This window comes from Pectobacterium artocarpous (assembly GCF_046159765.1).
Lineage (GTDB): Bacteria > Pseudomonadota > Gammaproteobacteria > Enterobacterales > Enterobacteriaceae > Pectobacterium.
The window spans coordinates 65,615-78,988 of sequence record NZ_JBJXVK010000009.1 but is presented as its reverse complement, the minus strand read 5'-3'; the positions used below and the strand labels follow the sequence as shown (position 1 = coordinate 78,988).

Annotated in this window: 12 protein-coding genes; 9 read left to right on the top strand and 3 right to left on the bottom strand. The window is 52.4% G+C overall.

Features of this window, described 5'->3' with window-relative positions; all coding sequences use genetic code 11:
• Positions 1–150 precede the first annotated feature (150 nt).
• The 6 genes from ACKQAD_RS07900 (at position 151) to ACKQAD_RS07875 (ending at position 6,706) form a co-directional block, all read left to right on the top strand.
• Positions 151–1,116 carry an alpha/beta hydrolase fold domain-containing protein gene (locus ACKQAD_RS07900; RefSeq protein ID WP_409159651.1) on the top strand — a complete coding sequence of 322 codons (966 nt, stop codon included), beginning with the start codon at positions 151–153 and terminating at the stop codon, positions 1,114–1,116.
• Between the two features lie 572 nt (positions 1,117–1,688).
• Positions 1,689–2,387 (top strand): 4Fe-4S dicluster domain-containing protein, encoded by a 699-nt coding sequence (locus tag ACKQAD_RS07895; protein ID WP_409159650.1) that lies wholly within the window; start codon positions 1,689–1,691, stop codon positions 2,385–2,387.
• Positions 2,380–3,342 (top strand): cytochrome c nitrite reductase subunit NrfD, encoded by a 963-nt coding sequence (gene nrfD / locus ACKQAD_RS07890; protein WP_409159649.1) that lies wholly within the window; start codon positions 2,380–2,382, stop codon positions 3,340–3,342. Before ACKQAD_RS07895 ends, nrfD begins: the two co-directional genes overlap by 8 nt.
• Positions 3,343–4,719, top strand: a complete 1,377-nt coding sequence (locus ACKQAD_RS07885; RefSeq protein ID WP_409159648.1) for an MFS transporter — start codon at positions 3,343–3,345, stop codon at positions 4,717–4,719. It begins immediately after the preceding gene.
• Positions 4,720–4,784: 65 nt separating this feature from the next.
• Positions 4,785–5,132 (top strand): FMN-binding protein, encoded by a 348-nt coding sequence (locus ACKQAD_RS07880; RefSeq protein WP_409159647.1) that lies wholly within the window; start codon positions 4,785–4,787, stop codon positions 5,130–5,132.
• Between the two features lie 44 nt (positions 5,133–5,176).
• Entirely contained in the window at positions 5,177–6,706 is a 1,530-nt protein-coding gene (locus tag ACKQAD_RS07875) for an FAD-dependent oxidoreductase (RefSeq protein WP_409159646.1), read from the top strand.
• A 116-nt stretch (positions 6,707–6,822) separates the two neighbouring features.
• On the opposite strand, the gene alkB is transcribed toward ACKQAD_RS07875, so the two are convergent.
• Together alkB and ada are read right to left on the bottom strand one after the other, a co-directional pair.
• Positions 6,823–7,479, bottom strand: a complete 657-nt coding sequence (gene alkB, locus ACKQAD_RS07870; protein WP_409159645.1) for a DNA oxidative demethylase AlkB — start codon at positions 7,477–7,479, stop codon at positions 6,823–6,825.
• Positions 7,476–8,591, bottom strand: coding sequence for a bifunctional DNA-binding transcriptional regulator/O6-methylguanine-DNA methyltransferase Ada (ada, locus tag ACKQAD_RS07865; protein ID WP_409159710.1), 1,116 nt, complete (start codon positions 8,589–8,591; stop codon positions 7,476–7,478). The genes alkB and ada overlap by 4 nt, the downstream gene beginning before the upstream one ends.
• 246 nt (positions 8,592–8,837) lie before the next feature.
• Here ada and ACKQAD_RS07860 point away from each other — a divergent pair, with 246 nt between their 5' ends.
• Entirely contained in the window at positions 8,838–9,617 is a 780-nt protein-coding gene (locus tag ACKQAD_RS07860) for an L-threonylcarbamoyladenylate synthase (protein ID WP_409159644.1), read from the top strand.
• 178 nt (positions 9,618–9,795) lie between these two features.
• Entirely contained in the window at positions 9,796–10,458 is a 663-nt protein-coding gene (locus ACKQAD_RS07855) for a DNA-3-methyladenine glycosylase family protein (protein WP_409159643.1), read from the top strand.
• Positions 10,459–10,481: 23 nt separating this feature from the next.
• Here ACKQAD_RS07855 and ACKQAD_RS07850 read toward each other — a convergent pair whose 3' ends face one another.
• Entirely contained in the window at positions 10,482–10,970 is a 489-nt protein-coding gene (locus ACKQAD_RS07850; RefSeq protein WP_409159642.1) for a multidrug/biocide efflux PACE transporter, read from the bottom strand.
• Between the two features lie 442 nt (positions 10,971–11,412).
• Between ACKQAD_RS07850 and fumA the strand changes: the two genes are divergently transcribed.
• Positions 11,413–13,056, top strand: a complete 1,644-nt coding sequence (gene fumA, locus ACKQAD_RS07845) for a class I fumarate hydratase FumA (RefSeq protein ID WP_409159641.1) — start codon at positions 11,413–11,415, stop codon at positions 13,054–13,056.
• Positions 13,057–13,374 lie beyond the last annotated feature (318 nt).

Sequence of the window (13,374 nt, the reverse complement as noted above, 5' to 3'; positions counted from 1 at the left end):
TAGATTTAGCCAATTTATTATCAATAAGAAAATAATCCCATAAGAATCTCTGTTAATTTTAACAACTATTTTTAGCATTCATTTTACAAATGCAATATTGTTAATCACACCCCAAACTTATTTACAAACCCCCAACAAAAGGACGTAACTATGCATTATACGAAAAAAACAAAAATAGCATTAGCATCACTGACGATGATGAGTTCCGCAGCAATAAACGCCGCGCAGAATCAGCATGAGATCACCGTAGAACAGGAAACGACGTCAGTGAAATTAATCTCGGACGTGGTGTATTCTCAGGTCTCCATACGTGGTTATCCTAACGTCGCATTAAAAATGGATATTCTTCAACCTGAAGCGAAAACAGCGCTTCCTGTTGTAGTATTTATTACCGGCGGCGGCTTCATTAACGCCAATAAAGATAATTATTTGCAACAGCGTATTAACATTGCTGAGGCCGGTTATGTTGTTGCCAGTATGGAATATCGTGTGGCACCTACCGTTCTTTTTCCCGCGCCGCTGGAAGATGTGAAATCCGCCATCCGCTATCTGCGCGCTAATGCGAAAAAGTTCGGTATTGATGGACAGCATGCCGCCGTGTTCGGTGCCTCTGCCGGCGGCTATCTTGCAGCGTTTGCTGGCGCAACAACTGGTTCAAAAGCCTACGATAAAGGCGAGCATCTCGACCAAAGCAGCGATGTTCAAGCGGTGATCGACTTTTATGGGCTATCCGACCTCACGCTGGTGGGTGAAGGTTTTCATGATGATGTTGTTCAGAAACATGCCTCGCCTTCCGCCACAGAAGCTATCTGGGTCAACGGCACGTCGGTATTTAATGAAGGCGGTGCCATTACCCGCTACCCCGATAAAGCCGCCGCCGCCAACCCGATTAACTTTATCAACAGCGCGACACCGCCGTTCCTGATTATGCACGGTACGAACGATACCGTGGTTTCCCCACGCCAGACCGAGAGACTGCATCAGGCGCTGACAGAGAAAAATATCGACTCGACCTACTACCGCATCAAAGGAGCAGAGCACGGTGGACCACATTGGCTGCAACCGGACATCATGAAAATTACCGTACGCTTTCTTGATAAACACCTAAAACCTTAATGCCAGTTTGCGGTTTTTAGTCTATTTCCCTTATTGTTTTTGTTACATAAACGTTAGTGCTAAATACGCACTAACGTTTTTTATGCCGCGCCATCTCTGGCCTCCCCCCTTACAGGCTATTGTTAACGCAACGTTAACCCCCCTAAATTTTTTACAAGAAAAATCATTATCCATTTTCCCTTCCTGCATTTTCCACATAAAAAACCGATAACATGACACACATCAATTATTCATTTTTATCACAAAAATAAAAACAGCAACCTGCATCAATATAATAGAAAAACAATTTCTTAAACGAACAAGAAAAGTCAAATAGCACTTATAACAAATCGATATTTGTTATATACCAATCTACAAAAAAACAATTGTGACCCATCGCACACTTAACCGTCCCCCCCCATGCTCCAATAAACTCACAACAAAAATTCGGCCTATTTATCCTCACCATCATCATGGTCGGCCCTGTTTTCTATTAGCATCACACTGCGAAATATTAACGTGATGATGACGTTAATCATGTCTCTACACGAAGGCATTCGCGCGGTTATCACCTCAATGTGAAGATTTATGATATGGAAGAATTATCTCGCCGTCGTTTTATTGCCTATATGGGAAGTGCGATTGCCGTTAGTGGAAATATCGGTCTCGCACAGGCGAAAAACGAACCCGAAAAAGTGCAGAACCAATTAGCCGTTAAATATGGCTTATTGCATAACGAAATGCGCTGTATTGGCTGTAAAGCCTGTATCAAGGCCTGCAAAGCGACCAATAACGTCCCTGATGGCGTAACCCGACTGGATATATTGCAAACCGTCGATATTCCTGCCGTCGAGAAAACGCGTGCCATCAAGCAATTTTTCCGTCAGTCCTGCCAGCACTGCGAGAACCCGCCCTGCGTCGCCGTCTGCCCGACAGGCGCCTCTTTCAAAGATGCGCTCACCGGGATTGTCGACGTCAACGATAAACGCTGCGTGGGTTGCCGTTATTGTATTGCCGCGTGTCCTTACCATGTGCGTTTCATCAATCCGGTCACGAAGACGGCAGACAAATGTAATTTCTGTCGGGAAACCAATCTGGCAGCAGGGAAACAGCCTGCCTGCGTCGAAATCTGCCCCACCAAAGCGTTGGTGTTTGGCGATCTCAACGATCCTGAAAGCACTATTTCCAAGATGATCGAGAGCAACGCGACCTACCGCTCCAAGGTCTATCTCGGCACGGAACCTCAACTCTATCGTATGCCAGGAAAACGAGGAGTCATCAACAATGCATAACGCCTTCACGTTCGACACGCTGGTATGGGACTGGCCCATCGCCGTTTACCTGCTCTTGGTCGGTATTTCGGCGGGGATGGTGACGATCTCAATGCTGCTCAAACACGCTGTGCCTGCCGAATACCACGGCGGTAACCGCGTCATCAAAGCCACGGCGATCGTGGCACCGCTCGCGGTGATCCTCGGGCTGGTGATTCTGATTTTCCACCTGACCAAACCCTTTACCTTTTGGTATTTGATGGTCTTTTACAACCCGACGTCCATCATGTCACTTGGCGTGATGCTCTTTCAGGTGTACTTCATCGTGATGCTGCTATGGCTCATCACGCTCTATCATGACGTCTGGCTGGCTCATCTTGAGAGCGTCTGGCTCCGACCCGCGCTGGCTGCACAGGCGCGTAAACTGACGGCGATGATCGCCAACAAGACCGCGATGATTGAAAATCTGCTACTGGCGCTGGCGATCCTGCTCGGCTGCTATACCGGTTTTCTGCTGTCCGCGCTGAAATCCTTTCCACTGCTGAATAATCCCGTCCTGCCGGTCCTGTTTTTGGTATCCGGCACCACCTCAGGCATTGCCGTCATGCTGCTGGCCAGCGCTTGGGGACGCAATAGCTCAGGGAATTCACGCTCCCTACATTTCATCCATCGCGTGGAAACCCCAGTGGTATACGCCGAGCTATTCCTACTGTTCGCGTTCTTTATCGGGCTGCTGCTCGGCGGAGGACAAAAAGTGGTCGCCGCACAGACCGCGCTCTCGGGCTTTTGGGGCGGCATATTCTGGATTGGCGTTATCGGTATCGGTATTGTGATCCCATCGATTACGAATCGAGTACGCAAACCTTCTGCCCATTCCGGCAAAGGTCAGATGGTGACGTTAGCCATCATGAGTCTGCTCGGCGTGTTCCTGTTACGGTTGTTCGTGCTTTATGCCGGACAAATGACGGTGGCCTAAATGAATACATCATGGGTCATGTTCTGGATTGCTTCTGTCACTTTTTTCATGCAATCCCTAGATACCACCATGGTGTATGTCGCTATCCCCGCCATCGCGCAATCGCTACACCAGCCGGTATTGCATATGGAGGCGATCGTTGTCTCCTACATTGTCACGGTCGTCGCGTTTACGCCAGCCAACAGCTGGTTGGCAGAACGATTAGGGGAAAGAAAAACCTACCAGATCGCGGTCGCTATTTTCACGCTCGGTTCGCTGTTGTGTATGACCGCAACCACGCTCGGCAGCTTAAGCGTTTTTCGTTTTATTCAGGGCATTGGCGGCGCACTCATGCTGCCCATCATCAGAACCGTACTATTACGCACCACGCCATCGTGTCTGAAATTGCGCTTCCTGAATCGGGTAACCTTACTGGGGTTATTCGGCACGCTGATCGGCCCCGTTTTTGGCAATATTCTGGTGAGCCTTCTGTCGTGGCAGGCTATCTTTCTCGTGAACATTCCGTTGGCCTTACTCTGCTTTTTTCTGGCAGTCCACATTATTCCAGCCGCACCACGACAAGAAACACCACGCACAGGCGCCTATGAATTAGCTTTTCCCATTTTGATGTTATTTCTCATGGCGTTCCTGTTAACCACCGCCACGAAAAATATCGTTCCAACGTTCGTCATACTGTTCCTGTCTTGCAGCACGCTAGGCTTGGTTTTCCTTTATTATCGACAGCATCTCATTGCTGAAACGGCATTATTCCCCCGTGCGCTGTTTGGCATCAGAACCTTTTCTGTCGGCATGATGGGTGGCATCGCAACACGAACGCTGCTGGCATCAACGCCCGTCGTGCTCTCCCTCATGCTGCAAACGACGCAAGCCTGTACTCCCGCAGAAACCAGCCTGATTTTGCTGCTCTTTTCCAGCGGAGCGCTGCTGTCAAAATTGCTGTTCGAGCCGCTGGTCAAACGTATTGGCTATCGGCGGCTGTTGATGCTGACAACCGGCGTCACATCACTCTGCATCCTTGCCTTGAGTGCCGCAGTGCAAGAGAAGTCGATGCTCCTCATCGGCGTTATCGCGATGATAGTCGGCGTACTCATTTCACTCTTATATTCAGCAGAAAGTACGCTGGCTTTCAGTAATCTGAATAACAGCACGTATCACAGCGGTAATAATCTGCTGACCATTAGCCAGTTGCTTTCCGTCATGCTCAGTATGACGCTGACATTTCCGCTATTACGTTTTCTTTCTCAGTTTGAACGCCTCTTAGACCTTAACCCTTTCAGCCTGCTGTTTTTATTACTCGGTATTGGTTTACCGATTTGCTGCCTGATATTCAGGCCCCTCAATCACGACGACGGTTATCACTTTATTCATGGGAGATAGCTTTATTTATGGGAAATAACGTGGCTATTCACCGTATTTACTCAAAAACGACGGGAACTATTGATATGAAAATCTGCTCAGGAATCCTTCCATTCTGCCTGTTATTCGCCGTGGGAACCGCGGTTGCACAAGAAGGGAGCTTTAAAGCCGGGACCTATTCCGCCGCCAGACAGGGTATCGGCGGCGATGTCACCGTCACGCTCGATATCGATGCGCAGGGAAAAGTCCTCAAATCGACCATTGATGCGCCGGAAGAAACACCGGAAGTCGGGGGAGAAGCCGCACAGGAGCTCGCGAAAGCCATGACCGAAAAGCAGAGCATACAGGTTGATGGCGTGTCCGGTGCCACGATGACCAGCGGCGCGGTACAAGAAGCCGCGGAAGACGCGTACGCACAGGCGAAGGCGAAGTAATACCGCCGGGTTGTGAGCATAGTCATAACACTAAGGAAAACATCATGAAACGCTTCAGAAAAAGTGTACTCGCGACGCTCTGTCTCTCAATGATGAGCTGGTCTGCTGCACAGGCGGCGGACACGGCAAAGCCGGAAATGCCGAAAAATGCCGATATCGTCATTATCGGCGCGGGGGCGGCAGGCACCTCGGCCACCATGGCCGCCGCAGAGAAAGGGGCGAAAATCGTCTTACTGGAAAAACAGCCAATTGTCGGCGGCACGGGTAACTTTGCCGAGGGCATCTTCGCCGCCAACAGCAGCATGCAGAAACGTCAGGGGATTGTGGTAACGCCGGATATGGCCTTTAAGACCATTATGGACTACAGCCACTGGATGGCGAACCCCTTCGTGGTGCGCGCCTTCGTAAACCGCTCTGCCGATACCATTGAGTGGGTGAAGTCGAAAGGCATCAAGTTTGAATACATCGGTCCCGGCGGCCCTGGCGGTATGCTGACCTGGCACGTGATCGACGGCCCCGGCCATGGCCGCCACCTGATTAAGACATTCCACGAGCAGTTTAAAAACATGGATGTCACCACGCTGGTGAAAACAGCGGGCAAAGATCTGGTCGTGAAAGACGGCAAAGTCACGGGCGTTATTGCACAAGATAGCGAAGGCAATACCTTCCAGATAGACGCGAAAGCCGTCATCATCGCGACGGGCGGCTATGCCAACAACAAAGAGATGCTGCAAAAATATGCCGCCTTCCCCGATACCATCATGGTGGGTAACGTCGGTAAAGACGGCGACGGCATTACTATGGCCTGGAAAGCGGGTGCCAAACCGGACGGCCTGGGCTTGCTGCAAGCCTATCGCCCTGGCCTGCCGGACTACGCGCCCAACTCTCATCTGCTGGCCGCCGCGCGTCAGCCTTATCTGTGGGTTGACCAACACGGTCGCCGCTTTACCGATGAATCCAACGTCATCATCTGGCCGCACTCCGGCAACGCGCTGTCAAAAGCGGGCGGCATCATGTACTCCATTTTCGACGAAACCTCCCGCAAGCATTATGTCGAAGACGGCATTGATGTGCCGATTGGCGAATGGGTGATCGCCAATACCAAGCTGACAAAATTTGATAGCGAATTTAGCAAGGAAAGCCAGAAAAATCGCGGTTTCGTCTTCAAATCCGCCACCATTGACGGGCTGGCGAAAGAGATGGGCGTCGAGGCAGGCGTGCTGAAGCAGACGCTGGAAGAAAACAATAAGTTTGCGGCGCAAAAGCGGGATGACATATTTAACAAAAACATGGATTACCTACGCCCGGTAAAAACCGGTCCATTCTATGCGGTAAGAATGCAGCCCGCCGCATTGGGTACATTAGGCGGCGTGAAAATTGACGAGAAAATGCAAGCGATCGATAAGTCCGGTGAAGCCATACCGGGTCTGTACGTCACTGGGAACGATGCTGCCGGCATGTATGGCGATACTTACGACCTGTTGTTAGGCGGCGGCACGTTTGGCTTTGCGCTCAATTCGGGTCGTATCGCGGCAGAAAGCGCCCTTGATTATATGAAGTTCAGCAAGAAATAAGCGCTCTCCTTAAGCCTAATGTCGATCGTTTGGCATCGAGATACGCGGGGCGACCACAGGGGAAGTATCCCTGTGGTTCCCCCTCATAACGGGCTTAAGTGAACAGCACTATTTCCCTATCCAGCTTTACGAAACGTCAGGTTAAAACGGCATTCGTCGGACATCCCTTCCGGCACGTTACCGCTTTTCAACGGCAGAATGCCGTGGAAATAGAGCCGTGATTCGCCGCCCCAAACCACCACATCGCCGTGCGTCAGCGCAACACGCTGCGCTTTATCACTGCGCGCCCTGCCGCCAAACAGGAATGTCGCACTAAGCCCCAGCGAGACGGACACAATCGGCCGGAGGAAATCCCGTTCGTTTTTATCCTGATGCAGAGACATGCGCGTACCGACATCATAGCGGTTGATGAGGCAAGCATCCGGTTCAAAATCAGCAAAACCGGCTTCGCTCGCCGCCTGCTGCGCCAGTCGGGAAAAAACGTCCGGCATAGCAGGCCACGCCTCTCCACTTAATGGATCCTGTGCGGTGTAACGATAGCCGCGTTCATCCGTCACCCAGCCAAGCGGCCCGCAGTTGCTCATCGCCACCGACATCACAAAGCCGCCCGGCGTCACCATCTTCCGCAGCGGCGCACGTGCGGTGACGGCTTTCAGCCCCGCAAGCAACGCCGGGGCGTCGTCACCGGCGCGACCACGCAGGATGACAGCACCCGGAGCCAGCGTTTCCGTCCAGCGACGCGGCACTTCATCAGCAAATAAATCAAAATTCACGATAGCGGTTCCCCTCGCGGATGCGTGCCCTGTTCTTTGTCCAACTGCTCTTTCACCAACAGCGCATGTTTACGCACAACGCCCCAGCGATAGCCTGACAGCGTACCGTCATGCCGGACCACGCGATGACAGGGAATGGCAACCGCCAGCCGGTTTGCCGCACAGGCACCCGCGACCGCACGCACGGCGGCCGGTGCGCCAATACGTTCAGCGACCTCACGATAGCTCTGCGTTTCTCCTGCGGGAATCGCCCGCAGCGCCTGCCAGACACGCTGCTGGAATGCCGTACCGCGAATATCCAGCGGCAGCGTCAGCCCGATAGACGGATCGTCGACAAATCCAACAACCTGCGCCATCCGTTGCTCAAACGCCGCATTGCCACCAATCAGCTGTGCGTTAGCAAACATCTCCTGAAGCGAGTTGAGCAGAGATTCAGGATCGTCTCCCAGCAGGATCGCGCAGATCCCTTTCTCGCTTTCCGCCACCAGCACCTCGCCGAGTGAGCAGCGGCCAACGGCAAAGTGAATCGTCATCCCTTTTCCTTTGTTCTTAAACACTGTTGGCGTCATCCCTAAATGCGCCCCTACTGCGGCATAAAAGCGCCCGCTGGCGTCATAGCCCGCCGCGGTAATTGCTGCGGTAACCGCCCCCTTTTCTGACAGTTGTTCACGTAGCTGCCGATGACGATGGGCGCTGGCATACTGTTTTGGCGTCAGGCCGGTGATGGTTTTGAACACGCGATGAAAATGAAACGCGCTGATCCCCACGGCTTGAGCCAGCACCGCCAGCGTCGGCTGATACGCTGACTGCTCAATCATCCGGCACGCGTGGGCAATCTGCTGCGCCTGCTGTTCCTGCCGTGTAAGCGTTCCCTGACGACAACGCTTACACGGGCGAAACCCCGCCGCCTGCGCCTCATCGGCCGTCGCGAAAAATACCACATTTTCACGCCGGGGCTGGCGTGACGCACAGGAGGGCGCACAGTAAATCCCCGTCGTCTTCACCGCATAGATAAAGCAGCCGTCAGCCGCGTGATTGCGCATTACCACCGCCTGCCAGCGCGAGTCAGAATCCTGAAACGGTGTATCATTAAGCATCGTGTCGTTCTGCATCATATGCACCTCATTCCACCCACTCGTAGTGCGCCCGCCCATCTTACTATTAGTGACAGGCACCTCATGCGCTAACGCTAAACCGAAGCCACTTTACGTACACGTGCAACGCTTGCTTTTTCATTCGAATCGCCCCGATGTTGATATTTCTATCGACATTATCGGTTACTTTTCGAACAAACCTGTGATGCGAATACATGGTACATGGTGAAGCTCAGGTTTTTTCTCTGCAAGCGAGAGGGCAACATGAGCAGAAATAATGTTCACTGGAATGGCGGTTTACATGATGATGCCGTGCACATTATGTCACGCGGCGGGGGAATCATCGTTTCGCCAACCAAAGTAGGTTACATCATCATGGCTTCAGACAAGGTCGGGCTGGAGCGCAAATTTGACGCCAAACAGCGCAACCGCAACAAGCCGGGCGTCGTGCTGTGTGGTTCACTTGCGCAGTTGAAAACGCTGGCGCAACTGAATCCAGAAATCGAACGGCTATATCAACGCCATTGGGAGGCCGATGTGCTGCTGGGCTGCATCCTTCCCTGGCACGACGACGCATTAGCGCGGATCCCCAAAGACGGCTCGAAAGCGCTGATGATGGATGACCGTAAAACCAGCTGCTTCGTGATTAAATTCGGTAAACCGAGTGAAATCATCACGCAGGCGCTGTGGGAAGAGTACGGTAAATTAACCTTTGCCAGCTCCGCCAATCCGTCAGGCAAAGGCAACCGGGGCGAGGTAGAAGGTATCGGTGAACGTATCAGCGCCTTTGCCGATCTGATTATCGAAGCCGACGACTACGTGAAATCCATCCAGCCGAATAAATCCCATGACACACGCTACGACCAAGGCGTGATGGTGTCGATGGTGGATACGGACGGTCAGTTGATACCGGAACAGAAAGGCAGACGCAGCGTGTATCCGTGTCCGGCGCTGATACGCAAAGGGCTGGATGTGGACAAAGTGATGTCGCTATTGTCTGACACCTTCACCACCTGGGACTATCGACACGGCGATTATTATTAATGCGTAACAGCGGCATAGCCTGCCGCTGCAATCTCCCTCTGGCATATCCCGATATAGCGTTTCGTCACCCTCGCATTTCTTGCTTTTTCATCCGAATAGCCCTTTCCACATGGCGCACTATGCGGCAATCTCCTATGCTCGTTTTCTGCCCTTTGCATGCTCATCACGGAAACCGTTTATGCCATCACATCCGCCATCGGGTTTCACTCAGCAGGCCAAAACCCATCTCAGCGCCATCAATACACGCTGGGCCAGCCTGATCGAACAGATTGGCGACTGTCGCCACCAGACCGCGCCACACCGGGAACCTTATGAGGCGCTGATGCGTGCCGTTGCCTATCAGCAATTGACGACGCGCGCCGGAGACGCGATGGTCGCGAAGCTCCTGCGGATACATGATGATGTCTTCCCCAGCCCGGAACAGATGCTGGCCTGCTCCACCGACACGCTGCGGCAATGCGGCTTTTCCGCCCGCAAAGCAGATACACTACATGGCATTGCCCAAGGTGCGCTAAGCGGTCTGGTCCCCAGCCTCGCACGGGCCGCAGAAATGGATGATGACACGCTCATTCAGCAGTTGACGTCGCTCAAGGGAATCGGGCGCTGGACGGTAGAAATGTTTTTGATTTATTCGCTCGAACGCCCCGACATCATGCCGCTCGACGATCTCGGTATTCGTCAGGGGTTACGCTACGTTTACGATTTGCCGGACATGCCGAAACCGCGCGAGTTGCAGGCACTCAGCCTGCCATGTCGGCCTTATCGCACGGTGGCATCCTGGTATTTATGGCGATCGCTTGAATTACCGGCGTATCAGAGCGTTAAACTGACACACCGGTAACGCGCGGAATTCACGCAAACGAATTAACGCCGACGGGAGTTGACCGACACCCGACGAACGTGGCGATGGCGATGGCGATGGCGATGGCGATTCATAATACGCTCCCGCAACGTATCGTAGGCCCAGTTATACACCACGGTATACGGCAGGAAGAACAGGAAGAAGCCGATCTCGACCATCAGTGCCTGCCACAGCGTGACGTTCAACATCCACGCCGCCAGCGGCAGACCAATCAGGATAAAACCGCCTTCAAACCCCAACGCATGGGCGATACGAATCGGCAACCGACGCTTGACGCGATCCGCCGACCACAGGCGATCGAATATTGAGTTGTAGATCATATTCCAGATCATCGCGACGCTGGAGAGCATAATTGCCAACGCGCCCATATCGAAAAGCGGCTTATTCAGCAGCCAGGCACCCGCTGGCGCACAGATCATTAACGCAATCAGCTCAAAGCCCACAGCATGGCACACACGTTCACATAACGTTTTACTGCTTTTGTTTTGCATAGCACATTCACTTTTATTATTTGGTTCTGACTACGCTCATTTTCATCGCATAAGGTGGTAGAGTACCGTCATTAAGCAATATTATTAAAGATGAAATGGCTATTGTTTTTAATTTCACCATTTACTTTACTTAAATAAGTCAATTAAAAGAGGAATATTTTCACACGCTATCGTGCGTATTTCCCTGTTATCCCCCTGCACGGGAAACCCGTGCCGCACGGCGGCTTCGCCCGTCTGTTACCGAGAAAAATAATGCATACGCATCGCTATTATTGTGATGTACAAAAGTAGTACTTCCCAACAAAAAACCATACTATTATAGCGATTACTACTTTTGTATTCGAGGCATCCCAGTCGTGCTGCGGTAATACGCCTTAATAATAAGATGTGAATCCTCTAAGGTGAAAATTTACTAATTAATGCAATTGCAAGTGAGAAAAAAATGTCGAATAAGCCCTTCTATTACCAAGATCCTTTTCCACTCAGTAAAGATGACACCGAATACCGCCTGCTGAGCAGCGATTTTGTCTCTGTCGCCCAGTTTGAAGGTCAGGACATCCTGAAGATCGATCCCGCGGCGTTGACGCTTCTGGCCCAGCAAGCCTTCCACGATGCCTCTTTCATGCTCCGCCCCGCTCACCAGCAGCAAGTTGCCGATATTCTTAGCGATTCGGAAGCCAGCGAAAACGATAAATACGTTGCCCTGCAATTTCTACGCAACTCAGAGATTTCAGCCAAGGGCATTCTGCCCACCTGCCAGGATACCGGTACGGCGATCATCGTCGGTAAAAAAGGCCAGAACGTCTGGACGGGCGGTAACGATGCCGAAGCACTGTCCAGGGGCGTGTACAACACGTTCATTGAAGACAACCTGCGCTACTCGCAGAACGCCGCATTGGACATGTACAAAGAGGTCAACACGGGCACCAACCTGCCTGCGCAGATTGACCTCTACAGCACCGAAGGTGAAGACTATAAATTCCTGTTCGTCACCAAAGGCGGCGGTTCAGCCAACAAGACGTATTTGTATCAGGAAACCAAAGCGCTACTGACGCCGGGTAAACTGAAAAGCTTCCTGATCGAGAAAATGCGTTCACTGGGCACCGCGGCCTGCCCGCCGTACCACATCGCGTTTGTCATTGGCGGCACCTCGGCAGAAACTACGCTGAAAACCGTTAAACTGGCGTCGACCAAGTACTATGACGAACTGCCGACCGAAGGCAATGAACACGGTCAGGCGTTTCGTGATGTCGCGCTGGAGCAAGAAATTCTGGAGGCGGCACGCGATCTGGGTCTGGGCGCGCAGTTTGGCGGTAAATATTTTGCGCACGACGTACGGATTATCCGTCTGCCGCGTCACGGCGCCTCTTGCCCTGTCGGTATGGGCGTGTCCTGCTCCGCTGACCGTAACATCAAAGGCAAGATCAACCGCAAGGGTATCTGGCTGGAGCAGTTAGAGCAGAATCCGGGGAAATACATTCCTGAGCACTTGCGTGAAGCGGGCGAAGGCGATGCCGTGAAAATTGACCTGAACCGTCCGATGGCCGAGATCCTGAAAACGCTGTCGCAGTACCCGGTCTCTACCCGTCTTTCCCTGACCGGTACCATCATCGTCGGTCGTGATATTGCCCACGCCAAGCTGAAAGAACGTCTGGATAGCGGCGAAGGCCTGCCGCAATATATCAAAGATCACCCGATCTACTACGCGGGTCCGGCGAAAACGCCAGAAGGTTATCCGTCCGGTTCATTAGGCCCGACCACCGCTGGCCGCATGGATTCCTACGTCGATTTACTACAGGCCAACGGCGGCAGCATGATCATGCTAGCGAAAGGCAACCGCAGCCAGCAGGTGACCGACGCGTGTCATAAACACGGTGGTTTCTACCTCGGCAGCATTGGCGGCCCGGCCGCGATTCTGGCGCAAAACAGCATCAAGAGCCTGACCTGCGTAGAATATCCGGAGCTGGGTATGGAAGCCATCTGGAAAATCGAAGTCGAAGATTTCCCAGCCTTTATTTTGGTCGATGATAAAGGCAACGATTTCTTCCAGGTGATCCAGAGCGCCAAATGCGTGAAATGCGGTTAAGTTAAATACGCGATATAAACGCTGGGAGATATTTCGTGTGCGATAACAATCGGTATTTTCATGCAGATTCGCCGCACGCACCCGATAAGGAGCAGCCAATCGCTGCTGCTCCTTGACCTCAGGCTTTTTGGCGGAACGGGGTCACTACGCGATGCCTTCACCGCCAGAGGCTTTTAGCGGATCACCAATGACGCGATTACTCGCCCTATAAATGGGGCTCGCCCTCCGGGTCAGTACCAGTGCTGTTCAAAAACGTCTCTGTCGTTTTTGTCCGACACGGCACTGATTTTCGCCGCATATATGCGGCTCATCCTGAAA